Genomic DNA, 23,106 nt, shown 5'->3' with positions numbered 1-23,106 from the left:
CTGGGTAGTTCCTGAGTGTTTAGGCGCCTGGTAGGGCTGCTGCGTGTTGGCTGAGGTGCTCTACAGGCTCGCTATAGGACACGGTCGGGATGCGCTGGCCAGGGGCAAATTCAAAGCTGGTGACCGAAGCGAGCGAACACTGTCTGCGTCGCGGATCGTGGGCCAATTGCTTGCCTTCTGCGGATAAGCGAGTCACCCAGATGGGCAGCTGATGAGAGACCACCACTGCCGAAGCACCCGGTCCGTGGGTGAGCATCAGCTCGTCTCGCACCTCTTGAATAGCTTTGGCCATCCGATCGGCCTGTTGGAAGTAGGGCTCGCCCCAAGACGGCCGGAAAGGGTTAAGGACCAGCGGCCAAAGTTTCGGGTTGCGCAGTTGGCGCCGCATATCGGATAACCCCTGGAAACTGTTGTCGGCTTCCAGTACGCGATCATCGGTTCTGATGTCCATGGCGAATTTTTGGGCCAGGGGTGCAATGGTTTCTTGCGCGCGTTGCAGTGGGGAGGATACTAAAATCTGTGGCGTGGTTTCCCAGCCGTCGGCTAATTCTTGGGCCATTTGGTGGCCGAGCGTCGACAACCCGAAGCCGGGGAGCCGGCCGTAGAGCACTTTATCGGGGTTGAACACTTCGCCGTGACGAACCAAATGCACGCTAACAGTCATACAGCTCATTTTTGCATAGAGTTCATGTCCGTTTTGTCCAGAGCTGGCTGCAGTGGGCTGCTTAAGCTACCGGGTAAGAATTTTGCTGCCCGCTGTCATGCGCACCAGCACTGACTCGTTAGGATAGGAGCAAAGTTGTTTCGGAAAGGCTTGTCATGAACGAAAAACATTCTAAGGACAATCCCGATTATGGGGTTCGACTCACCGGCGACGAGCTCGCCGAGTATCAACAAAAGTTGCAGCAATCGCAAGCCCAGTCCGGGAGTTCGGCAGCTTCCGAATACGGCCCACAGGGAGTACAGGGTCAGCAAGCATCCTCGGAATACGGGCCACAAGGTGGCCAACAGCCCGGTTATCAGCAGCCCGGTTTCCAACAACCCGGCTATCAATCCCCCGGATATTCGCAGCAGCCCGGATACCAGCAGCCAGGCTACCAGCAGCCTGGGTATCAGCAACCTGGCGGCGCACCGTATGGCCAGCAGCCATTTGGTGGACCGCAGCTGCATCCCGATATGGCCAAGGAACCGGAACGGCCCAAAACCGTCAATCTCGCGTTTTGGTCCATTATTGCTGCCGGCATCTCGTACCTCATCACCCAGTTGATCGTGCTCTCCCTGCCAAACCGTGGCATGAGTGAGCAAGAGATGCAGATGCTCGACGATATGATCGGCCCAATGATGGCAGAGCTGCCCGTCGACAGCATCTCGGCCTACCTCAACTCACCGATGATGACGGCTTCGATGATTGCCCAAGCGGTCATCTTCTTGGTTGCCTACATTCTCGTGGCGCTCGGCATTCGCCATGGTTGGCGTTCGATGCGGATCATCGGCACCATCTTCGCGGTCTTCTCGCTGTTTTCTTTCACATTCGTGTCACCGTTAGCCGCTGTCTTCTCCGTAGCATCAGTGATTCTGGGCATCGTCGGGATTGTGTATGCTTGGCTGCCGGCTTCGACCGAGTACTTCCGGCGCAAGGCCTGGCAGAAGGCCGCGAAGCGGGCTTACCCCGACGTGCCATCCCGATGAAACGCTAAGATTTGCAGCTCTGCTGAAAGATCCACGGTTTGCACTCTGACGTGGTCGGGCACCTGTAATCTGCGCGGCGCAAAATTCAATATCCCAGTAATCCCAGCGTCCACGAGGATATCGGCGACGTCTTGGGCGACCTCTCCCGGCACCGCTACGATGGCCAGTTCCATATCGTGGTCGGTGCCGATGTCGTTAATGTCCAAAATGGTGTACCCGCCGATGATTTGTCCGATCTTTGCGGGATCGCTATCGGCCACCGCGGTAATGTGCATCCCGCGGTCCCCAAATCCTTCATAGGACATCAGTGCGGTGCCTAAATTGCCGGCTCCCACGAGCAGGACCCGGCGTCCGCTGGTCACCCCCAGTATGTGGGCGATCGTGTAGCGTAGTGCTTCAACTGAGTAGCCTTGTCCGGCGCGGCCACTGTGCCCCATCGCAGCGACATCCTTGCGAGTTAGCGCATCAGAACACCCCAGAGCTTTGGCCAATTGTGCCGAGGTCACGTGGGCGACCCCCTGCGCGTGCATGACCTCCAGATAGCGCAGATACTGCGGCAACCGCGATAGGGTACGTGCCGACAGCTTCTTAGCCGCGGGCTGGTCGGTCATGCCTCACGTCCGGCTTCAATCATCAGCCGGAGCCGGGCCGGATCGATCACCCAGAAGTCGCGCTGTTTGTCATCAATAAATAATACGGGAATCTCTTCGGCGAACTGCTCTGCCAGCTCTGGATGGTCCGTGGTGGAGATCTCTTGCCAGCTCATGTCGTATTCTGCCGTGACTTCGTCCAGAGTTTGACGGGCGGCAGCACACAAGTGACATTCTGGTTTGGTCAGCAGTTTGAGTTCCACGGGCCATTCTTTCGGGGTAGATAAACACAAAACCGCCTGCAAGAGGCGGTTTTGTTGCGGTCAAAACTTATGTGTTAGTTATCGTCGGTACCGGTGGCTGCATCCGTATCCGTGACGATGGCCTGCACGGCTTCCTGTGGGACACGGTAGGAGCGCCCGAATCGCACTGCTGGTAAGTCCCCGGAATGAATCATCCGGTAGACGGTCATCCGCGAGACCCGCATCATATCTGCGACCTCGGTGACCGTCATGAACTTAGCCTCTGCGAAATTGTCCGCCACGATTACTACTCCTTTAAACATTCCCTCGAGGACGGGGTTCTACGCCTGAGGGGAAGTTCAAGTGTAGGCGGCAACCACCATTAGACATTAATAATAGCTTACGAAAGCAATTGCAATACGTCACTAATCAAACCACGGGTCCAATCCATGAAACGGGAAGACCGCTTTACGGGTGGCCATGATGGACTGATCAGTGGGGTCTGCCGGATCATAGCCGATCTCCCAAGACCGCCACCACACGTCGGCATCATCGGTCATGGTCGTCACGACGTCTTCGACTGCAAGGCCCAGCTCATCAGCAACAACTTGGCGCCAGGCATGCGGGATTTCGGTATGCAACGGGATCGGCGTGCCGGCTGCAATGCCCACCAGGTGTGCCCAGGCCCGCGGCACAACTTTCATCGGGCTGTAACCGCCACCTCCCAGTGCTAGCCATTTGCCACCGGCGAAATCATCGGCCCAGTCTGAGGCGTCGAGCATGAGCTGACGCTGCCCGTCGAGTGACAGGTTCAGATCGGCAAGCGGGTCGTGCCGGTGACCATCGACCCCGTGCTGAGTGACTAAGACTTGTGGGTCAAAGGCGCGTAACAGCTGCGGTACTACCGCGTGGACAGCCCGCAGAAAACCGGCGTCTCCGGTGGCAGCGGGCACGGCGACATTCACTGCGGTGCCTTCGGCCTGCGGCCCGCCAACATCTTTGGCGAAACCGGTGCCGGGAAACAGCAGCAGCCCAGTTTCGTGGATTGAGATGGTCATGACGCGCGGGTCGTTCCAGAACAGCTGTTCAACCCCGTCGCCGTGGTGGGCATCGACATCCACGTAGGCCACACGTTCTGCACCGTTGTCCAGCATCCACTGAATCGCCAGTGCGGCGTCGTTATAAATACAAAACCCTGAGGCCGCAGAGCGCTGCGCGTGGTGCATGCCCCCGGCGAAGTTCACGGCCCGGTCGATTTCTCCGGTCCACACGGCTTGACCGGCTGCCAGGGTGCCACCGGCAATACGAGCGGAGGCTTCGTGCAGGTCGGCAAAAACCGGGCAGTCTTCGGTGCCTAGACCGACGGATTCATAGACCCGGGGAATGCAGGCGATCGCGCTGGAATCACCAGATGCGGCATCCCGGGAGGCCGCTTTGACTTGGACGATGTAGTCAATCGAGTGGACGGTGGCCAGCTGGGCGTCGGTGGCCAGAGGTGGTTTGACCTGGGCTAGCCTGGAGCGGTCGAGAACTCCGAGCTCTTTGGCTAACCGGTGCGTTAATTTCAGGCGCACCGGGTTCATCGGGTGGGTATCTGAGAAGCGATAGCTCAAGAACTTGTCATCCCACACCAGAGCACTACGAGGTCCAGCTGTGTTTTCCATCACCGACTAGCGTAGGGTGTGGCGCTGCCATACCGGGACAAACCAAGGATTATGACGTGCGCAATGCGATCTAGTGGCCAGCTGCGGCTGGTCGTGGCGGCAAGAAACGACGAAGATATAACCAGTGAACCCTTCAAGGCTATCCCCCGGAGCTCGGCTCCACCGCCCACCCGGTGGTGGGCAGGCTGTGGCACGCAAACTGGCCGATGTGGTTACCGGCCATCCCGGACGCGCCGCGATATCGCTGTTCGCTCTGGTCATCGGTGGGTTCACCGCGTTATTGGCGCTACCGGTTGCTGGCGCCGACGGGGAGGCGATGCCACTGGTCGATGCGGCAGTAACGGCGACTTCGGCAGTGACGGTCACCGGCTTAACCTCGCTGGGCCCGGAGCATTTTTCGTTTGTGGGGCACGTGATCATTCTGCTGGCCATCCAAGTGGGCGGGTTAGGGATTGTGACGCTGGGCGCTTGGCTGACCCTGTTGGTCTCACGACGGCTCAGCCTGCGCACCCGGATGTTATCGACCGAGTCGTTGGGCGTGTCAAAACTCGGTGAAGTCCCGGCGCTGGTGCTGACCGTCGTCATTTTTACCTTTACCATCGAGGCCCTGTTGGCTGCGGTCATGCTGCCGGTGTTCGTCTCGCAACTCGGTGCGGGTGAGGGCACCTTCCACGCGGTGTTTTACGCGGTCTCGGCGTTCGCTAATGCCGGTTTCACTCTCGGTGCCACCGGTCTGGACCATCCTGTGGTGCTGACGACCATCAACATTGGAGTTTTTGCCGGCGCCCTGGGTTTCCCGGTGGTGTACATGCTCTATCGGATGGTGTTTTACCGGGCACCCATGAATCTTCACACCCGACTGACGCTCGAGGTCACCGTCTTGTTGCTCGTGGGTGGGGCAATCTTGATCGCGGCCTTCGAATGGGCCAATCCCGCCACACTGGGCGGGTTGAGCACCTGGGACAAACTCCACCAAGCTCTGTTTGCCTCCGGTATGACCCGGTCTGGGGGCTTCAGTACGTATGACGTGATGGACCAGACCGACCAGACCTTGCTGGTGACCTGTGTCTTGATGTTTATCGGCGGCGGTGCCGGTTCCACCGCCGGGGGCATCAAGGTCACCACCCTGGCCGTGCTACTGCTGGCCATTGTCGCCGAGATTCGCGGTGATGAACACATTCGAGTGCATCAGCGTGAAATCCCGACCACGTTAGTGCGGGTGGCTGTTGCAGTGGTGACCGCTGGCGCCTTATTAGTCCTGACCGCGGTGGTCGCGCTGACGGCAGTCACCGGCCAGGGGCTGGCCACCACTACCTTCGAGGCCTTGTCAGCATTTGGCACGGTGGGGCTGACCACCGGTTTGACGGCGAGCGCGCCGGAGGCTGGACAATGGATCTTGGTCGGGCTGATGTTTATCGGCCGGGTAGGCATCATCACCTTGTCAGCTGGTTTGGCAGCCCGACACACGCCGACCTTTTATCGATATCCAACCGAAAGGCCGATCATTGGTTAAACACTCAAACAGCGCTGTGTTAGTTATTGGGTTGGGTCGTTTTGGCTCTGCGTTGGCCGCCGAGTTGGTGGCCTCCGGCCAAGATGTGATGGCCGTGGAACGTGAGCGCAACATCGTGCAGCACTACATCGACGACTTCACCACGGTCGTGGAGGCTGATGCGACCGACTTGGATGCGCTGGAACAACTCGGGGTCGAACAGTTTGATACGGCCGTGGTGGGTATTGGCACCTCGATTGAGAATTCGGTGCTGACGGTGGCGAACCTGGTGGATCTGGGTGTTACGCATATTTGGGCCAAGGCGACGACCCGCTCCCACGGCCAGATTTTATCTCGCATCGGCGCCAACCATGTGATTTATCCCGAGCAGGAAGCCGGCGAGCGTACCGCTCACCTGTTAGGGGGCACGATGCGCAATTTCACCGAGTTCTCCCCGGGTTATGCGCTGGCCAATATCACGATCCCCGAATCGCTGGCGGGCCGCCCGATCCGTGAATTACGCCTGAAAGATCGGTACGGTGTAACCGTGGTGGCCTATGAAGACGAACATGACTTCCACAACATCGCTGATGACACTGAGCTTCCCGCCGGTCGCAACATGCTCGTGGCCGGCCCAACCGACCGTGTCGACGAATTCGCCCAACGGTTGTGATGGCGTCGAGTCGGTCCCGAAAGGTGGATAGCGCATGGTAACTGCCAATGTGATTGGCTCCGGGCCCAATGGATTGGCTGCCGCGGTCACCCTGGCAAAAGCCGGCATCGACGTGACCGTCTATGAACGCAGCGATGCCCCCGGTGGTGGGGCCCGCTCGGCTGAGGCGACGCTACCGGGACTGGTGCATGACCGGTGTGCTGGTTTCCATCCCTTGGCGGTCGACAATGCTTTTATGCACTCGACCGGACTGGAGCATTACGGACTGGAATGGGCCCTGCCCGAGGTCCAATATGCGCACCCGCTGGATTATGGCCGCGGCGCTGCGGCCTACCGCTCCGTAGAACGCACCGCCACCGAACTCAACGACCCTGCTTGGCGGCGGCTTTTTGGTCCGCTGACCCGCCAATTTTCGGCTATCAGCGCCGACGTGGCACAACCGATGTTGCAACTGCCGCAGGCGCCAGTGCAGTTTGCGCGCTTTGGGCTGCGGGCCGGATTACCCGCGCAACTACTCGCTGCGCTACTGCGGACGGATGAGGCCAAAGCACTGTTTGCCGGGGTGGCCGGGCACGGGATTCGGCCGCTGCACTCGCTGGGATCCTCGGCCGTGGGCGTCACACTCGCGACAGCGGCCCATGCCGTGGGGTGGCCGGTGGCCAAAGGCGGGTCCGCAGCCATCGTAGATGCTATGCTAGCCGCGCTCGAGGCCCACGGCGGGACCGTCGAGACCGGGGCACAGATTGACTCGCTGGCCGATGTCCCCAGCGCGGATATTGTCATGCTCAATACCACTCCGGGGGCGGCTGCCGACATTCTTGGGTCCAAACTCTCCGACAGGGTTGCCGCCGGGTTGCGCCGGTTCCGGCACGGTCCGGCTGCAGCAACAGTTAATCTGGCGGTCGAAGGTGGCATCCCGTGGACGTTTGAGCCGGCACGTCGTGCCGGGACGGTGCACGTGACCGGTTCGGTGCCTGAGATGGCATTTGTGGAACGCCAAATCAATAAGGGCATCATGCCGCGCAACCCGTATGTTCTTGTGGGACAGCAGTCCGTGGCGGATCCATCGCGAGCCCACAACGGTGTGCACCCCATTGATGCTTATGCCCACGTCCCGTTCGGCTATCCGCACGATGCGACCGAGCTGATTCTGAACCAAATTGAACGGTTCGCTCCCGGGGTGCGCGACCGCATCGTGGCCACCGCGTCCCGCACCACCGCTGACTTAGAGGCCGAAAACCCCAACTATGTGGGCGGAGACATTATTTCGGGCTCTAATACGATGCATCAGTTGTTGTTTCGGCCGCGTCCTGCGCTGAATCCTTATCGGTTGGGCGATAGCGGGGCGTATTTGTGCTCTGCATCGGCCCCGCCGGGGGCCGGCGCTCATGGCATGGCCGGGTACAACGCTGCCAATGCGGCCCTGGCCGAGTTGTCGGCTTAGCTGCCGAGGGCTTCCGAACGGGCGATATTAGCGCGCAGCGCCTCCACGATGAGCTGATTGAAACCGTTCGCGTCCAAGCTCTGCAAGGCGGCCTCGGTGACCCCGCCCTCGGTGGCGATTGAGTTTTCCAGTGCCGTCGGATCGGCATGATCATCGTCGAGCATGGCACCGGCACCCACCACGGTCAGCCGCGCCAGCTCTCGAGCGACCTGAGCATCTAAACCAACCTGTGTTCCTGCGGCAGCCAGCGCATTGACGAAACGAAATACATACCCCGGTCCGGATCCTGCCATCGCCGCCAGGGCGTTGAGCTGGTCTTCGGGGACCTGAAAGACGGTACCCGAGCCAGCAAATAGCTCCCTGACCTGTTCGATTTGTGCCTCGGTCACCATGGTCCCGGGGGCCATCCCGACAACACCTTTGCCCACCGTCAAGGCGACGTTGGGCATGGTCCGCACCACGGGCTGACCTGCAGGTAGGGCCGCGGCCATGGCATCTAACGTAATACCTGCGGCCACCGAGACGACCGTGGTTACCGGGCGCAGCGCCGGGGCGATATCTTGTGCGGTGGCCACCAGATCGCCAGGTTTGACACCCAGGACAACAAGGTCGGCGTCAGCGACTGCTGTGCGGTTGGCTTCGGGATCGGTTTGGGTAGCCGCACACTCAATCCCATACTGCTGGCTGCGTTCAGTTGCCGATTCGACCGAGTGGGTCGTGGCGCTGAGCTGGTCGCGTGGCGCATCGGTGGCTAACAAGCCCGCTAGAATCGCTGAGTTCAGGTGTCCCAGACCGATAAAACTGATACGCACTACTGTTCTCCTTCAGACGGGGTGTTACGGGCCAGGTACTTCCGAGCAAAAGCCAGTGATTCGGCCAGCATTTCTTCGCGATGGCCGGGATATTTTTGACCGCGGGTCGAGACCTCCATGCAGACGGCCCCGTCATAGTCACTTGCTGCGATGTAGCGCAGGGACTCGGTGACGCGTTGGTGGCCGTACCCGGGAAGTAGGTGCTCATCGGCGGTGCCCGACCCGGAACCATCGGTCAGGTGGACGTGGGCCAGGCGAGAACCCAGCAGTTTGATGGCCGCTAACGAATCCATCTTTGCGGTCGCCGCGTGTGAAAAATCCCAGGTCACATAGTCGTAATCCTGGGGAATCGGGTTGTAGTCGGGTAAATACATTTGAATTTCTGCACCGCGGACCCGCCACGGGTACATGTTCTCTACCGCGATGATGACGCCGGTGGCGTCCATGATGTCACGGATCCCGTCGGCGAAATCCAGCGCGTAAGACCCTTGCCATCGAAACGGCGGATGCACCACCACAATGTCAGCGCCCAGTTCCCGTGCCAGATCGGCAGATCGGGCGACTTTTGTCCACGCCGAGCCCCACACCTGCTGCGTGAATAGTAAGGTCGGGGCGTGCACGGCGTGGATTGGCATCGAATGACGCTGAGCCAGCTCATCGAGTTTGGTCGGATCATGAGTCCACCGGTTTTGGGTGACCATGATTTCCACGCCGTCGTAACCGAGGTCCTCGGCCATACCGAATACATGTTGAGGTGGCAACGAAAAGATCGACGATGACGACAGCGTCACCGGGATTTCTGGTCTAGCCACCTGCCACTCCTAATGAGAATCCGGGCCGGTTTTCGTCCGAGGTCAAGTCTACGCCTTCGACCCATCGCTCGTTGGTTTCTTCAACCTGGCCTTGTAATCGCAGGGCGTCGAGTCGGCCCAGGATAAGACCTTCTCGCAGCGCCCACGGACAGATCCGCAGCTTTTTGATTTTGAACACTTCCATGGCAGCTTGGGCGACCATGCCACCGGCCAACACCTGACGTGCCCGCATATCGGACACCCCGGGCAGTTGGGCGCGCTGTTCTTCGGTCATCAACGCCATCGTCTGGTTCCACATGGTCAAATCGCGCCGCCGGAGCTTACGAGGAATAAATAACCCGTCCGTTGACGGCGCTGCCCCGGCCAGCCGAGCCAGCGAGCGGAAGGTCTTTGATGTCCCGGTCACGACGGTATTTTCCGGCAGTTTCTTGGGGAACATCCGCCGGTGCTCTTTCAACACTGCATGGATGTAGTCGTTGAGCGCTGCGAGCTGTTCGCTGGTGGGTGGATCAGGCTCGGTGAAGAATTCCCGCGTGAGTCGTTGGGCGCCCAGCGGCACGGAGATCGCGGTGGTTGGCAGCTCATCGGTGCCATAGGACATTTCAAATGAGCCGCCACCGATATCGAAGTTCAATAAGTTTTCGACGTGCCAGCCGTGCCACCTGCGAACCGCAAAATAGGTCATCGCGGCTTCTTGATCACCGGATAACACGGTCAGGTGCACGCCGGTTTCTTTCGTGATGCGCGCCAAGACTTCGGTGCCATTGGCCGCATCACGGATCGCCGAGGTGCAGAAACTGATCATGTCTGCCGCCCCATTGGCCTTAGCGAATGCCACCGCGCTATTGATGAATTCCACCAGGTTACGCTGCCCCGATTCAGCGATCGCGCCGTCGCCGTCGAGGTGCTGGATCAGCGACATCGGCCGCTTATGATCAGCGTAGGCCGTCGGCCGCGCTCCGGGAAACGCGTCCACTAGCAACAGGTGGACGGTATTGGAACCGATATCCAGTACTCCCAGCCGCATGAGCTACTTCTTCTTCGCTTTCTTCGCCGGGCCCTTGGCCCGTTTTTCGGCAAGCATCTCGAAGGCTTGACCTTCGGTGACCTGCTCGGGAGCCGTTCCCCGTGGCACCGTGACGTTAGTCGTGCCGTCGGTGATGTAGGGACCAAATCGCCCCTCTTTAATGACCACCTTTTTGCCCGATGACGGATCGTTGCCGAATTCCGCGATGGGTGGTTTCGCTTGGCCACGGCCGCGACGCTGCTTGGGTTGAGCGTAGATTTCCTCGGCTTCTGCCAGGGTGATCGTAAACAGCTGTTCTTCGGATTCCAGCGACCGTGAGTCCGAACCCTTGCGTAGGTAGGGACCAAACCGGCCATTCTGCGCGGTGATTTCTTCACCGTCAGCGGCGACTCCCAGACTGCGCGGCAAGGACAGGATTTTGAGTGCATCGTCCAGCGTCATGGTCGCGATGTCCATGCCTTTGAGCAATGAACCGGTTTTGGGTTTTGGCTTCTTCGGGGCTTTCTTAGGTTTTTTGCGCCCGTTTTTGTAGTACTCGTCAGGTTGGGCGTCTTTATACGCCTGGATTTGTTCTTCGGTAAGATCCGGAATGATCTGTGTGACGTAGGGCCCGTAGCGCCCGTCCTTGGCCACAATCTCGTAGCCAGTTTCCGGGTCGATCCCCAAAGAGCGTTCAGAGGGCCCGGCGTTTTCGATCATGTCGACGGCGACTTCGGCAGTCAGCTCATCGGGCGCCATTTCTTCGGGCACGTTGGCGCGTTTGGGCTCATCGCCTTCGGTGGCGTCAGCGGGCAGAGCTTTCTCCAGATACGGCCCGTATCGGCCCACTCGCAGGGTGATCCCCTCGGCCACCGGAATCGAGTTAATGGCCCGGGCATCAATATCCCCGAGGTTTTCAACAGTCTCTTTGAGACCCTCGGCGCTCTCGGCGCTGCCAAAGTAGAACCCGGACAACCAGTCTTGGCGATCCATCTGACCGGCGGCGATCTGGTCGAGGTCATCTTCCATCCGCGCGGTGAAGGTGTAATCCACGTATTGGCTGAAGTGTTCTTCTAGCAACCGGATCACCGAAAACGCGATCCAGGAAGGCACTAGTGCCGATCCGCGTTTGCGCACGTAGCCGCGGTCAATGATCGTGGAAATCGTCGGCGCATAGGTCGATGGTCGGCCGATTTCACGTTTTTCGAGTTCGGCCACCAGGGAGGCTTCGGTATAGCGCGCCGGTGGGGTGGTTTCGTGGCCTTCGGCTTGCAACTCGCGAGCCTCGAGTACTTGGCCTTCGGCCATATCGGGCAAGCGAGCATCGTCGCGGGATTGTTTTTCGCCCGGTACCGATTTCTGATCGGATTCGTAGGCTTTCATGAAGCCCGGCACGGTGATCACCGTGCCCGATGCCGAGAATTCGGCCACCCGTGGGGTCGCTTCAGCTGAGGTGCCAGCGATTTTAACCGTCGCGGTGTATCCGGTGGCATCAATCATCTGCGAGGCCACGGTGCGTTTCCAGATCAGCTCATAGAGGCGGAACTCATCAGCGCTTAAGGAGTTTTTCACTTGCGACGGGGTTCGGAAGAAATCCCCCGAGGGCCGGATGGCTTCGTGAGCTTCTTGGGCCGCACTGTTCTTGGAGGCGTAATAGCGTGGCTTATCGGGCACCATTTCGCCGCCGTAGAGTTCGGTGGCCTGGTTGCGTGCCGCGGAGATTGCCTGGGAGGACAATACGACCGAGTCGGTACGCATATAAGTGATGTAACCGTTTTCATACAGCCGCTGCGCGACCTGCATCGTGACCCGAGAGGTGAAGCGCAGACGCCGTGACGCCTCCTGCTGCAGGGTCGATGTAGTAAAGGGCGCTGCCGGACGACGACGATACGGCTTATCCTCGAGCGAGGTGATCTTGAACTCGGTGTTTTCTAACCCACCGGCCAGCGACCGCGCCGAGGTCTCATCTAACTGGATGACGTCGGCTTTGGGTTTCAGCTGCCCGTCATCGGTGAAGTCACGGCCGGTTGCAACCCGTCGCTCGTCGACGGCGGACAATTTGGCGGCGAAGGATTCTTCGGCGTCGGTCACAAAATCAGCGGTGAGGTCCCAGTATCCGGCTGGCACGAAGGCCATGCGTTCGCGTTCACGTTCCACGACCAAGCGGGTCGCGACCGACTGGACACGCCCGGCGGACAAGCCGGGACCGACCTTGCGCCACAACACCGGCGAGATTTCATAACCGTAGAGCCGGTCGAGAATACGTCGGGTTTCTTGGGCATCGACCAGGTCGGTGTCGATCTCACGAATGTTTTCCAGCGCGCGCTGGATGCCTTCTTCGGTGATTTCTGTAAAGGCCATACGGTAGACCGGGACTTTTGGTTTCAGCACCTCGAGTAGGTGCCAGGCGATCGCTTCGCCTTCCCGGTCAGCATCTGTTGCCAGGTAAAGTTCGTCGGCTTGTTTGAGCGCTTTTCGAAGTTCGGTGACTTTCTTTTTCTTTTCGTCTGCAATCACGTAATACGGTTCAAAACCGTCTTCGGTGTCCACCGCGAATTTGCCGTAGGGGCCCTTTTTCATGTCAGCGGGCAGGTCGGATGGGCGTGGCAGGTCCCGAATGTGGCCTACCGAGGAATCAACAATCCACCCATCGCCTAAGAACTTGGCGATGGAACGGCTCTTGGCCGGGGATTCCACGATCACCAATTTGGTGGTATCACCATTGGTTGATGCAGAACTTTTCGCGCTCACGTGGCTCCTTTTCTTTGCGGCAGCTTCCACACTAATCTAACCGGTCGTATCCGCCGGCTCGAATACCTCAACAAATCCGTCGATGTATAACGTCGTGATGTTGTCTTGGAGTGCATCGGTCTGCTCGTCGTCTAATCCTAGTAATCCTGCCACGGCTGCCACGATTTGTCCGGCAGCCAACTCGCCATCGGCCGCGCCGAGCACCGCCGCAGTGGCGGTATCCAAGCGGACCTGCCGCCCAAAGCCGGCCCCCGAGCGTGCCATGAGTACTTCCGGGTGTTCGGCGGTAAACCGCTGATACTGCTCAGCGGTTATCCAATCCGGGGCCACCAAGTGTACATCGGCCAACGCCCACCCGTCAGCCGGGGCCTGGTGGACGGTGTCGTAGCGTGTAATGGAGTCGGCCCATGCCGCGGCCACCGGTTGATGGACTGCTTGGGTGAGGTACTCAAATTTCCTCAACGGCGCGGCCTGAGCTGGGTGGCGTTTTCGTAACCATACCCAGCCAAACCCGATCTGGGTGACCCCGCGTGCTTCGAAGTCTGCCAGGTAACGAGCGTAGGCCTCGTTGTAAATATCCGGATCGAAATGCTCAGAGGAGTCTTGGAGCCACATTTCCGCATACTGCGCCGGATCGGAACTGGACCGCTGGATAGCCCAGATGTCCATGGACTGATCAGGCCAACTCTGCAACCGGGCGTGCCAGGGCTCCTGGTCGCCGTACATTTCCCAGTTGGCCAACATGACGGCCTGTCCCCCGTCGACCAACACGGTGTCGATGGTGGAGATCAGATCCTGGACGAGTTGGTCTCCGGTGCGCCCAGTTTCGCGATACGTGTGTGTCACCGTGGATGTGGTCGGTGCGATGACAAATGGCGGATTGGTCACGACCAAGTCAAACGTTTGTTCGGCGACAGGTTCCAACATGTTCCCGGCCGCCACGGTGACCCGGTCAGCTAGGTTGTTCGGGTCCACATCCAGTGCCGGAGCGTTGAGCAAGATATTAAAGCGGGCAAAGTCGAGCGCCCGCTGCGATATATCGGTCACGGTGACGTGCTTGGCGTGGCTGAGTAAATGCAATGCCTGAACGCCGCATCCGGTGCCGATATCTAGTGCGGTGTCCACCTGGTGCCGCGGGGTGATTTCGGCCAGCGTCAGCGAGGCTTTGCCCACCCCAAGAATGTGGTCTGCCGGCAGTGCGGTGCCCAATTGCAGTGCGGTCTGATCCGATGCGACCCACAGATCCCCGAGATGATCGGTGGCATAAGCCGAAAGGTCAACCGTGGCCACAATCTCGTTCTGAGCATTGCGCGCGACAATATTTAATGCCATCGCTGCTTCGAGCCCCAGAGTGGCAAACACTCGCTCTGCCAGCGCGATACTGATGGGGTCTGCCAGCATGAAACAGCTGATGATCCCTGCTAATGCATCGCCTTCGGCTAAGGGTTGCGTCAGGGCGCGTCTGGCCGGGACATGTTGGTCACGGGACAGTGCCGCCGCAGCCGTCTCGCCCAACAGTGCGGCGACGTTATCCGCGGTATAGCCAGCTGTGTTCAGGTCGTGACGCAATGCAGCGATCGACTCAACATGGTCCCGGGGTGCCGGATGCATTACTTTTCCACCGTCGCGTATTGGGCACAGGTGTCGCAGACGCGTTCCGTGTGAGCTTCGTGGCAGTCGTCGCAAATCACGGCCAAGGTTTTACAGCCCGGGTCGGTGCAGTTGCGTAATTGTGCCGTCGGAGTGTTGCACAGCTGGCAGGAGCCAATCACTTTTGGCTCGTCAGAGAAGTTCAGAGCCATCCGATCGTCGAACACATACAGCGAACCCTCCCAGAGCCCTTCATCGCCAAAGGTTTCGCCATAGCGCACAATGCCACCGTCAATTTGGTAGAGCTCCTGGAAACCCCGGTTAGCCATCAGCACCGTGAGCACCTCGCAGCGAATCCCACCGGTGCAATACGTAATGACCGGTTGGTCTTTGAGGTGATCGTATTTACCCGATTCCAACTCGGTTATAAAATCTCGAGTGGTGGTCGTGTCAGGTACCACGGCGTCTTTAAATTTGCCGATTTGGGCTTCGAACGCGTTGCGACCGTCGAAGAAGGTCACCGGCCGGCCCTCGGCCTCGCGCTGTGCGACCAGTTCATTAACTTCTTCAGGCGATAGATGAGGTGCAGTGCCCAGGACTTGGTTGCCGGGGGCGACTTTGATTTCCTCTGGTTTATCGAAAGCGACCAGTTCGGGCTTGACCTTAACGCTGAGCCGCGGAAAATCCTCTGCAGAACCTTCTGACCACTTGACCTCGAGGTCTTTGAAGCCTTCGTACCCGCGCGTGTTTTTGACATATTCTTTGACCGCACGAATCGGGCCGCCTACCGTACCGTTAATACCGTGTTCGGAGAGAATAATCCGGCCGGTGAGGCCAAGCCGTTTGCATAACTCTTTTTGCCACAGGGCAATAGCGTCTGGGTCGTCGAGGGGCGCGAAGTGGTAGTACAGCGCGATTTTGCTTTGAGTGCTCATGAAAGGCGTTCTTTTCTGAAAAATCTCAATGGTTAAGCTTGGATATAGGCTGTCTTAAGGGTTACAAGTTCGTGACGCTTGCGCAATCTCGTGTGCCGTCGCTGGGCTTAGAGCGAGACTAAAGCTATTCTAGGGTCATGGCTATCACTACTTCACTGACAGACGAACTTGCCACCGCGTGGTTGACCGGACGTGCGCGCATTCGGAATTATCACCTCACCACCCAGGGCAATATTCATGCTGCCCTGCGCACCCCAGAGTCGACCCGGGCCGGCGAAGATCTCTGGGAATACGTGGTCACCAACGTCTCAGATGACGTATTACAAGCGGTTGCCGCTGAAATTCTGAAGCACCCCTCTCGCCAGCTCATTGTGGCTGCTGATCTGTCGAAGGACCCCAAACCTGCAGGCTCGACAGCCAAATATTATGCCGAGAAAACTGGGTTACGTCCCATCGGGGTCGATGAATTGGTGATGGTCACCGACATGAGCCAGCACGATGTCGAAGAACCCCTCATGCCAGAACAGTTCACAGCTGAGGTGGAGCGCAATGACGGCTGGTACTTAGTGGCGTTTCGTACCACCGAGGCTTCTGAGGCTGGTCCCAATAAGCTTGCGGCTCGTGGCCGTGTGGCCGTGGTCGATGACACCTATGCAGTCTTCGACCAGATTTGGACGGCCCCAGATTTCCGTCGTCAGGGACTTGGCTCACTGACGATGCGGTATCTGAGTTCGTTGGCCCTAGAAGACGATGTTGAAACCGGCTTGCTGATCGCCGGGTTGGAAGGTCAAGCGCTGTATTCCTACCTGGGCTGGACCGCCATCGGTGATGTGGTGGTGTTAGGCCATCCAGACGTCGATCCCAAAGATCAGTGGGCGACCCAAACTTTTGAACCATAGCCATTAACGACCACAACGACGACGCTGCAGTTTACCTGGCGGAGCTTCTAGGCTACTCGCGGGTGCCCGACCAACTGGTCCACACCCGAGTGCTACCGGAACGCACCGCCAGGTTTTCTGTCTGGCCGACCACCCTGCCGGCCGCGTTTATTGATGCGGTGGGGTCCACCGGCGTCCAGGCACCGTTTGAGCATCAGGTCGATGCGGCACTGACTGCTCTGTCCGGCCGACACATTGTTCTGGCCACCGGCACCGCGTCTGGAAAATCTTTGGGTTATCAAATGCCGGTAGCCACCGACCTGGCCGATAACCATTCCACAGCCTTATATCTTGCGCCGACCAAAGCCTTGGGCGCGGACCAATTTGCGTCCTGGCAGTACTTAGCAGCCCACGGAGTCTCGTGGTTGCGGCCGGGAACCTACGATGGAGATACTGACCCGCAGGCGCGATCATGGGCGCGTGAACACGCCAACGTACTGGTCACCAATCCAGATATGTTGCACGTCGGGATTTTGCCCAACCACGGGGGCTGGGCACAGTTTCTTCGCAACCTCAAATATGTAATCGTGGACGAAGCCCACACCTACCGGGGTGTGTTTGGCTCCCACGTCGCTGTGGTGCTGACCCGACTCCGGCGCATCTGTACCCATCTGGGCAACACTGACCTGGTCTTTATCGGCGCGTCGGCGACCTCGTCGGCGCCGGCCGAAAGTTTTTCGCGGCTCATCGGTGCTAACGCCGTCAGTGTCGAACATGACACCTCCGGTCACGGTGAGGTCGTCGTCGGGTTTTGGGAATCAGAATTCTCCGGGGCCACCGGTGAACACAACGCACCGTTGCGTCGGTCGCTTATTGCAACAGGTGCCGATATGCTGTCCGACTTGGCGGTTAACTCGGTGCGCTCTGTGGCCTTTATCCGCTCGCGGCGCGGTGCTGAGGCCATGGCGCAAATGGTTAAACGCAACCTTGCCGAAATTGATCCCTCGCTTCCCGGCCGGGCCGCAGCGTATCGTGCGGGATTGTTACCGGAAGAACGCCGCGCAGTCGAGGAGGATCTCAACAGTGGCAAGCTCTTGGCGGTCTCTACAACGCCAGCACTAGAGTTGGGGATTGATATCGCCGGTCTGGACGGGGTCATCGTCACGGGTTGGCCAGGAACGCGTGCGTCGTTTTTCCAGCAACTTGGTCGCGCTGGTCGTGCTGGTCAACGCTCGGTGGCGTTATATGTGGCCGGAGATGACCCGATGGATACCTATCTGGTGCACCATCCTGAAGCGGTCTTCGAGCTGGCGGTAGAAGATAACGTCATTGATCCCCAAAACCCGCATATTTTGTCAGCCCATTTATGTGCTGCTGCCGCTGAGATCCCGCTACGTCCGGATGACCTGGAGGCTTTTGGGGATGCTGATCAGGTGCGGCACCTTGTCGAAGAACTTACTGAAGCCGGCTATTTACGACGTCGCCCTGCTGGTTGGTATTGGACCCATGAACAGCACGCCGCCGGGATGATCAACCTGCGAGACTCGGGCAGCGGTCCGATGCAGATTATCGATGGTGAAACCGGTGCGATTTTGGGTTCTATCGGTGGTGAACAGGCACATTCGCAAACGCATCCGGGTGCGGTATATATGCACCAGGGTCGTACGTGGGTGGTCGAGGAATTGGATGAAGAGTACGCCACCGTGGTGGTGTTGCGTGCCGAACCGGAGTACTACACCCAGGCCCGGGATGTGACCGATGTGGAAATCCTGGCCGAAGATGCCCGCGTGTACTCAGCCGATGACCACTTGGCGTGGGTGCACGGCCCGGTAAAAGTCACCAACCAAGTGGTGTCCTATCAGCGCAAGGAACTGGCCAGCGGTCGAGTCATCGATGAGCAACCGTTAGATCTGAGCGCGCGCGACTTATTTACCCAAGCCGTCTGGTTTACAGCCCCCTCGGATGCGTTCATTGCCGCAGGACTTACAACTGATCGACTGCCCGGTGCCTTACACGCCGCCGAGCACGCCATGATCGGGATGATGCCCCTGGTCGCTTCCAATGACCGGTGGGATATTGGCGGGGTGTCGCTGGTGTTGCACCCCGATACTCAAGCCCCCACAGTGTTTGTCTATGACGGTCATCCCGGGGGTGTCGGTTTTGCAACCCGCGGGTTCAGCCACGCCAGCACGTGGATCACGGCAACCATGCAAGCCATTATGGACTGCGGCTGTAGTGACGGCTGTCCTTCGTGTGTCCAATCGCCGAAGTGCGGGAATCGCAACTCTCCGTTGGACAAGGCCGGTGCCATTACGGTGCTGGATTTTGTCGCGACGGCTTTAACTAGGGCAATTTCGGTCCCGCCCGAGACTCCGCCGTCGTCATAAAACCCATCGGCGCTTCCACCTGTACGTATATGTGGGCTACGCCTGGGGCAGAGATATCGCATTCGGTCATGTGCGCCCCGTGGGCGGCTACCGTGTCGGCTGCCAAGCTACATGGCTCTGCGATCATGAGTCCGCGGGCGGCATCTGCGGCAGCAAGAGCTGCAAGATCCGCCGCTACGGCCGCGCGAGAAGCCGCCACGTGGACCTGGATCAGGGTCAGGGCCGCTGCCAGGAGTAGCATCAGGGCGGCAAAAACGGTCAGCATCATGGCTGTGGAAGCGCCATCGTCGGTGGTTAGGGTCTGACGGTCCATTGGTTAGGGGCTTTCGCTTCGGCGGTCAGTTCAATGGTGGGAATGAGTCCCAGTGGTCCCGGCACCGGGCTGGTCAGTTCAATGGTGGCCCACTGTTCTGATACCGACGAGACGACGTGTGTGTTGGTTGTCGTCATGGTCGTAACCGCAGTATTGATGGTTTCTATCGACTCGCCGCGGGCCAGTTGTCGGGCAGCGCTGGATGCCGCCCGATGCAATTTCGACTGCTGCATTCCCACCACAACGAGGTTGATAAGCATAGCGATCACTAGGACGATGACAGGTAGGATGACGGCAAATTCTGCGGTGACGGATCCTTGAGCGGACTGTTTGTGGCATGCCATGGTGACTCCGAATAGGGGCCGGGGCTTGCGCCCCGGCCGTGAGTGGGTGAATTAGAAGCTCAAGGCGCGTTCAATCAGTCCTTCCAATAGGCCCTGAACGGTGCCCGAAGACAACACGGCGGCTAACAGGCCGGCAAACGCTACCGCCGCCAGCGTGACGATAGAGTATTCGGCGGTGTTGGCTCCGGTGTCATCGGCAAAGTTTAATTCGAAGGGTCGGGTGGGTTCCATGATGTTCTCCTTAGGGTTGCAGTGGGTTGATGGCGATATTTAGTTATGAGCTTTTGAGGTCTCATCCGGGGAGCAGTGATAGCACCATGGGGATGATGCCCAGCAGGATAAAACTGGGCAACAAGCAGATCCCGGTGGGCAAGACCAACCGAATGGCCAGTTCTTGTGCGAGTTGTTCCGCGAGGCGTTTTCTGTTGGCTCGCAGAGCGGTCGCGGCGGTAGTGAGCATATGGGCTGCCGGTACGGCAGAGGTGTAAACGAAACGCAGCTCATGAGCCAGTTGGGTCAGGTGTGGGTCATCTTTGGTGTGCTGCCATGCGGTATCCCATTCCAGGCCTAGATTGAGTTGGTGCGCCACCTGTATCAAGGGTCGGCAGCCTGGTAGGTGCTCCCCCACCGCTGCTAGCCCGGAGGCCAGTGAGCTACCGGAAACAAAAAGTTGAGCCATGATGTCTAGGACCAGGGCCGGGTCTGTGGCAGCTGTCTTCTCCTTCATTGTTCTTGGGCCGTTCGGATCATCCGGGTGGTCCACGACCTGCCCACCAGCGCGAGCAGGGCACCGGTCGTAAGCAGTACCCACCCGGTAACCGAGGTGAGTAGCTCGGCAAGCGAGGCGCCAAGCATGTGCGCAAGTCCGAGACCCGCAACCGGTAACCACGCCAAGAGACTGGCGGTCGCTTTTGGCCCGGCCGAGGCCGCTTCGCGAGCTTGGTGAGCGTCTTCGCCAGCTTCTAGAGCATCGGCCAGCCGGTAGAGGGTATCGGCCAGCGACATACCAGTGTGTTGGGCTAGTGTGAGCGTGGCCGACAGTTGTCGCCAGCCGGCCGGTTGGCTCGGCGCCGTAGTGTGGGCAAAATAGGGTTGGCCTAACAGTGCTGCGGAGTGTTGGGTGATCAAGACGTGATGCATACAACACTTTGGGTTCGAATCGTGTGCGACCGGAGTGACATTGCAGGGATCATGGGCGCTGGCAACTTCGGGCCATAACTGTGTCAGGGGTCGCCCTGCTGCTAGCAGGGTTGCGGCTTGTCGGATCACCGCGATGAAGTCGGCGTGCTCTTGGCTTGCACGACGTTTGGCCGTGATCAGTTTCGTGACAGCTTTGATGAGGTTCATGCGGCACGCTCCGTTCCTGGGCTCAGCGTGTCGAGCCGGGCAAGACCGGGTCCTTCGAGTACTTGAGTACCGACTGTGGTCAGCACCGGGATGAGACGAAGTTCCGCTGCGTCGCCTGAGTCGTCGAGCAGTGCTACTTCGGCCGGATAGCGCTCACCGTGCTCATCGCGATGTAGGTGGATGATCACGTCGACGGCCGAGCGGATTTGTAATGCTGCGGTGGCTGGTTCTAAGCCGGCCAGAGCTGCCATGGCGTGGAGCCGTGCTGGCACGTCGGCAGCTGAGTTGGCGTGCAGGGTACCGATCGCGCCGCGGTGCCCGGTATTCATCGCGGTGAGAAAGTCGGCCACTTCCGCGCCGCGACACTCCCCCACGATCAGTCGGTCGGGGCGCATGCGTAACGCCTGCCGGATGAGTACCGGTAGGCCGATACCACCTTGGCCTTCCGTGTTCGCCTCACGGGTGGCGAGTCCCACCACATGAGGATGTCGAATATCAAGTTCTGGGGTATCTTCGATCGTCAAAATACGTTCGGTCGGGTCCACGGTGGCCAGCAGCGCCGCCAACAGGGTGGTTTTCCCTGATCCGGTGGCTCCCGAAATGAGCATATTGGTCCGATGCTGCATCAGATGCCCAAGAATCTCGAGCCACTTTGCTGCTCCTGGCCACTGGGCCGCCAGTGTCTCGAGGGTGGGCTGAGTTCTGGCGGGGAGGCGGATCGATAGTTGTGGGCCTGCGGTAGCGATGGGTGGTAAGACTGCATGAACTCGGGCCTGGCCAATCTGCACGTCGCCAAATGGCATCCCCTCATCAAGACGTTTGCCGCCTTGACCCAGGAGCCGGACTGCGAGCGCACGGGTTGTGTCTGCATCGAGGACGGTGTCGGAGCGAGTCAGCCCGGTGCCGGTGTCAGTCCAAATGTGGCCGTGTCCATCGACGATGATATCGGTGGTTTCGGGATGGCGAGTAAACGGTGCCAGCGGACCTAAGCCGATGAGGTCTTCTACCAGGCGGTCCATCGTTGCGTGCGCTTCAGGCACAGACGCCACCGGCACGTGTTTGGCAACGGCTTGCGCCACGACAGCTGTCCCTGGGCGATCAGGTTGCTGTGCGCCGTGAGTAGTGGGTTTAATTCTAGCGGCGAGCCATTGTTTGGCCGCGGCGAAGCCCCCGGTCTTTTGTGGCAGTTGTGGTACCCATCCGCGACTCATGGTGTATCACCACGTTGCATCCAGCGTCGCATACCGCGACGGCGGCGGGCAGCGTTGAGGAGGTATTCCACATCCCGTCGGGTCCCATACTCGGGAATGCGATGCGAAAAGTAATTGATACGTTTATACGGCTCCAGATTCATATAAAGGGGTCGCGAATGGTCGTCAACGTGCACTACCTGGGCGCCTTCTTCGGCGAGTCGCTGCGCGAGGAACAGGTCTGCGCCGCAGTCGACGACGGTGTGGGTGAAGTGGTGACGCGCGGCGTGGACGGTATCTCGCAGTAGCACTGAGTGCAGGGGATTGGACCGCTTGGGATCCAACATCAGGGCGACATGGTGCCATCTGGGGGCGTTCAAGAGGTAAATATGCGCAGAGGGCAGGTCCTGGTCGAATGTAAGGGGTTCGATGCGATGACCGGAGGCTTCGAGGATGGTCTCGCTGAGTTTTCCTGTGGCGTCAGCGTCGATAAGTAACGCACCGTCGTCGGCATGCGCATATGCCATGGCCGCCGCCAACAACGGAAAAACCTCGACGCCGGTTTGGACGACTGCCCAGACGGTGGAGTCTTTGACTCGGCGAAAGCAGGTGGTGACCAACCACTGTTCAAAGGCTGCCTCGTGGTCGGGATAGTGCCACTGCTGGTTACCCGCTGAAATCGTATTGCCCCAGACTTGGATGCTGGCGGCCACTGGCTGCTCGCCGGTATCGGTCAGTTCGACGAGGTTTAGACCCAGGGCCGCGATCACGGCGTACACGAATTCCGTGGCCTGTGGTGTGGCCCCCTGCGTGTCCACCATGACGGTCGCAGTGCTGACCGGTGGTGTTTTCTCGCCCCGTGTGGGCTTCCGTTGCGTGGTTGTCATGCCTTAAGCATTGACGAACCCAACAACGCTCAGGCGCTCAGGCTGCGTGATGTGGATAAT

At 59.3% G+C, this 23,106-nt stretch carries 24 protein-coding genes; 6 read left to right on the top strand and 18 right to left on the bottom strand.

Going from position 1 to position 23,106, the window contains the following annotated elements; translation table 11 throughout:
- Positions 1–19 precede the first annotated feature (19 nt).
- Entirely contained in the window at positions 20–664 is a 645-nt protein-coding gene (locus J2S62_RS02885; protein ID WP_310171204.1) for a histidine phosphatase family protein, read from the bottom strand.
- A gap of 155 nt (positions 665–819) precedes the next feature.
- On the opposite strand from J2S62_RS02885, the gene J2S62_RS02880 reads away from it, so the two are divergent.
- Positions 820–1,689 (top strand): MFS transporter, encoded by an 870-nt coding sequence (locus J2S62_RS02880; RefSeq protein ID WP_310171203.1) that lies wholly within the window; start codon positions 820–822, stop codon positions 1,687–1,689.
- On the opposite strand, the gene J2S62_RS02875 is transcribed toward J2S62_RS02880, so the two are convergent.
- The 4 genes from J2S62_RS02875 to J2S62_RS02860 all read right to left on the bottom strand — a co-directional run bounded on the left by J2S62_RS02875 (position 1,665) and on the right by J2S62_RS02860 (position 4,185).
- Entirely contained in the window at positions 1,665–2,300 is a 636-nt protein-coding gene (locus J2S62_RS02875) for a redox-sensing transcriptional repressor Rex (protein ID WP_310171201.1), read from the bottom strand. The genes J2S62_RS02880 and J2S62_RS02875 overlap by 25 nt on opposite strands.
- The gene (locus J2S62_RS02870) at positions 2,297–2,542 is read right to left on the bottom strand and encodes a glutaredoxin family protein (RefSeq protein WP_310171199.1); all 246 of its coding nucleotides are present in this window, start codon (positions 2,540–2,542) and stop codon (positions 2,297–2,299) included. Before J2S62_RS02870 ends, J2S62_RS02875 begins: the two co-directional genes overlap by 4 nt.
- A 74-nt stretch (positions 2,543–2,616) precedes the next feature.
- A complete protein-coding gene (locus J2S62_RS02865) occupies positions 2,617–2,844 on the bottom strand; it encodes a helix-turn-helix domain-containing protein (protein ID WP_310171197.1) in 228 nt (75 codons plus the stop codon).
- A 102-nt stretch (positions 2,845–2,946) separates the two neighbouring features.
- The gene (locus J2S62_RS02860) at positions 2,947–4,185 is read right to left on the bottom strand and encodes an acetoin utilization protein AcuC (RefSeq protein ID WP_310171194.1); all 1,239 of its coding nucleotides are present in this window, start codon (positions 4,183–4,185) and stop codon (positions 2,947–2,949) included.
- A gap of 187 nt (positions 4,186–4,372) precedes the next feature.
- Between J2S62_RS02860 and J2S62_RS02855 the strand changes: the two genes are divergently transcribed.
- From J2S62_RS02855 to J2S62_RS02845, 3 genes are read left to right on the top strand one after another with little or no spacing between them, the layout of a single operon-like run.
- On the top strand, positions 4,373–5,698 hold the full coding sequence (locus J2S62_RS02855) for a TrkH family potassium uptake protein (protein WP_310171191.1): 1,326 nt from the start codon (positions 4,373–4,375) through the stop codon (positions 5,696–5,698).
- Positions 5,691–6,350 carry a potassium channel family protein gene (locus tag J2S62_RS02850; protein ID WP_310171188.1) on the top strand — a complete coding sequence of 220 codons (660 nt, stop codon included), beginning with the start codon at positions 5,691–5,693 and terminating at the stop codon, positions 6,348–6,350. The genes J2S62_RS02855 and J2S62_RS02850 overlap by 8 nt, the downstream gene beginning before the upstream one ends.
- Before the next feature lie 34 nt (positions 6,351–6,384).
- Positions 6,385–7,794, top strand: coding sequence for a phytoene desaturase family protein (locus J2S62_RS02845; RefSeq protein WP_310171185.1), 1,410 nt, complete (start codon positions 6,385–6,387; stop codon positions 7,792–7,794).
- Here J2S62_RS02845 and proC read toward each other — a convergent pair.
- From proC to trhO, 6 genes are read right to left on the bottom strand one after another with little or no spacing between them, the layout of a single operon-like run.
- A complete protein-coding gene (gene proC, locus J2S62_RS02840; RefSeq protein WP_310171182.1) occupies positions 7,791–8,606 on the bottom strand; it encodes a pyrroline-5-carboxylate reductase in 816 nt (271 codons plus the stop codon). The genes J2S62_RS02845 and proC overlap by 4 nt on opposite strands.
- A complete protein-coding gene (locus J2S62_RS02835) occupies positions 8,606–9,418 on the bottom strand; it encodes a sugar phosphate isomerase/epimerase family protein (RefSeq protein ID WP_310171178.1) in 813 nt (270 codons plus the stop codon). Before J2S62_RS02835 ends, proC begins: the two co-directional genes overlap by 1 nt.
- Entirely contained in the window at positions 9,411–10,445 is a 1,035-nt protein-coding gene (locus J2S62_RS02830) for a Ppx/GppA phosphatase family protein (RefSeq protein WP_310171175.1), read from the bottom strand. The genes J2S62_RS02835 and J2S62_RS02830 overlap by 8 nt, the downstream gene beginning before the upstream one ends.
- A gap of 3 nt (positions 10,446–10,448) precedes the next feature.
- Positions 10,449–13,175: a type I DNA topoisomerase gene (gene topA, locus J2S62_RS02825; protein WP_310171171.1), complete on the bottom strand. Its 2,727-nt coding sequence runs from the start codon at positions 13,173–13,175 to the stop codon at positions 10,449–10,451.
- A 36-nt stretch (positions 13,176–13,211) separates the two neighbouring features.
- Entirely contained in the window at positions 13,212–14,786 is a 1,575-nt protein-coding gene (locus J2S62_RS02820; protein WP_310171168.1) for a DUF7059 domain-containing protein, read from the bottom strand.
- The gene (trhO, locus tag J2S62_RS02815) at positions 14,786–15,700 is read right to left on the bottom strand and encodes an oxygen-dependent tRNA uridine(34) hydroxylase TrhO (protein WP_310171165.1); all 915 of its coding nucleotides are present in this window, start codon (positions 15,698–15,700) and stop codon (positions 14,786–14,788) included. The genes J2S62_RS02820 and trhO overlap by 1 nt, the downstream gene beginning before the upstream one ends.
- A 137-nt stretch (positions 15,701–15,837) precedes the next feature.
- Between trhO and J2S62_RS02810 the strand changes: the two genes are divergently transcribed.
- Together J2S62_RS02810 and J2S62_RS02805 are read left to right on the top strand one after the other, a co-directional pair.
- On the top strand, positions 15,838–16,599 hold the full coding sequence (locus tag J2S62_RS02810; RefSeq protein WP_310171162.1) for a GNAT family N-acetyltransferase: 762 nt from the start codon (positions 15,838–15,840) through the stop codon (positions 16,597–16,599).
- 62 nt (positions 16,600–16,661) lie between these two features.
- On the top strand, positions 16,662–18,965 hold the full coding sequence (locus tag J2S62_RS02805) for a DEAD/DEAH box helicase (protein ID WP_310171159.1): 2,304 nt from the start codon (positions 16,662–16,664) through the stop codon (positions 18,963–18,965).
- On the opposite strand, the gene J2S62_RS02800 is transcribed toward J2S62_RS02805, so the two are convergent.
- The 7 genes from J2S62_RS02800 to J2S62_RS02770 form a co-directional block, all read right to left on the bottom strand.
- Entirely contained in the window at positions 18,922–19,278 is a 357-nt protein-coding gene (locus J2S62_RS02800) for an Rv3654c family TadE-like protein (RefSeq protein WP_310171156.1), read from the bottom strand. The two genes, J2S62_RS02805 and J2S62_RS02800, sit on opposite strands and share 44 nt — an antisense overlap.
- Complete coding sequence (locus J2S62_RS02795; protein ID WP_310171153.1) at positions 19,260–19,622, bottom strand: pilus assembly protein; 363 nt, start codon at positions 19,620–19,622, stop codon at positions 19,260–19,262. Before J2S62_RS02795 ends, J2S62_RS02800 begins: the two co-directional genes overlap by 19 nt.
- 51 nt (positions 19,623–19,673) lie before the next feature.
- Positions 19,674–19,853 carry a DUF4244 domain-containing protein gene (locus J2S62_RS02790; RefSeq protein WP_310171149.1) on the bottom strand — a complete coding sequence of 60 codons (180 nt, stop codon included), beginning with the start codon at positions 19,851–19,853 and terminating at the stop codon, positions 19,674–19,676.
- A 61-nt stretch (positions 19,854–19,914) separates the two neighbouring features.
- On the bottom strand, positions 19,915–20,349 hold the full coding sequence (locus J2S62_RS02785) for a type II secretion system F family protein (RefSeq protein WP_310171147.1): 435 nt from the start codon (positions 20,347–20,349) through the stop codon (positions 19,915–19,917).
- Positions 20,346–20,969 carry a type II secretion system F family protein gene (locus J2S62_RS02780; RefSeq protein WP_310171145.1) on the bottom strand — a complete coding sequence of 208 codons (624 nt, stop codon included), beginning with the start codon at positions 20,967–20,969 and terminating at the stop codon, positions 20,346–20,348. The genes J2S62_RS02785 and J2S62_RS02780 overlap by 4 nt, the downstream gene beginning before the upstream one ends.
- Entirely contained in the window at positions 20,966–22,180 is a 1,215-nt protein-coding gene (locus J2S62_RS02775; protein WP_310171142.1) for a TadA family conjugal transfer-associated ATPase, read from the bottom strand. The genes J2S62_RS02780 and J2S62_RS02775 overlap by 4 nt, the downstream gene beginning before the upstream one ends.
- Entirely contained in the window at positions 22,177–23,046 is an 870-nt protein-coding gene (locus tag J2S62_RS02770; protein ID WP_310171141.1) for a hypothetical protein, read from the bottom strand. Before J2S62_RS02770 ends, J2S62_RS02775 begins: the two co-directional genes overlap by 4 nt.
- Positions 23,047–23,106 lie beyond the last annotated feature (60 nt).

It is taken from the genome of Enteractinococcus fodinae, assembly GCF_031458395.1.
Taxonomy (GTDB): domain Bacteria; phylum Actinomycetota; class Actinomycetes; order Actinomycetales; family Micrococcaceae; genus Yaniella; species Yaniella fodinae.
The sequence above is the reverse complement of the archived record's forward strand: the minus strand, read 5'-3'. Positions and strand labels throughout refer to the sequence as shown.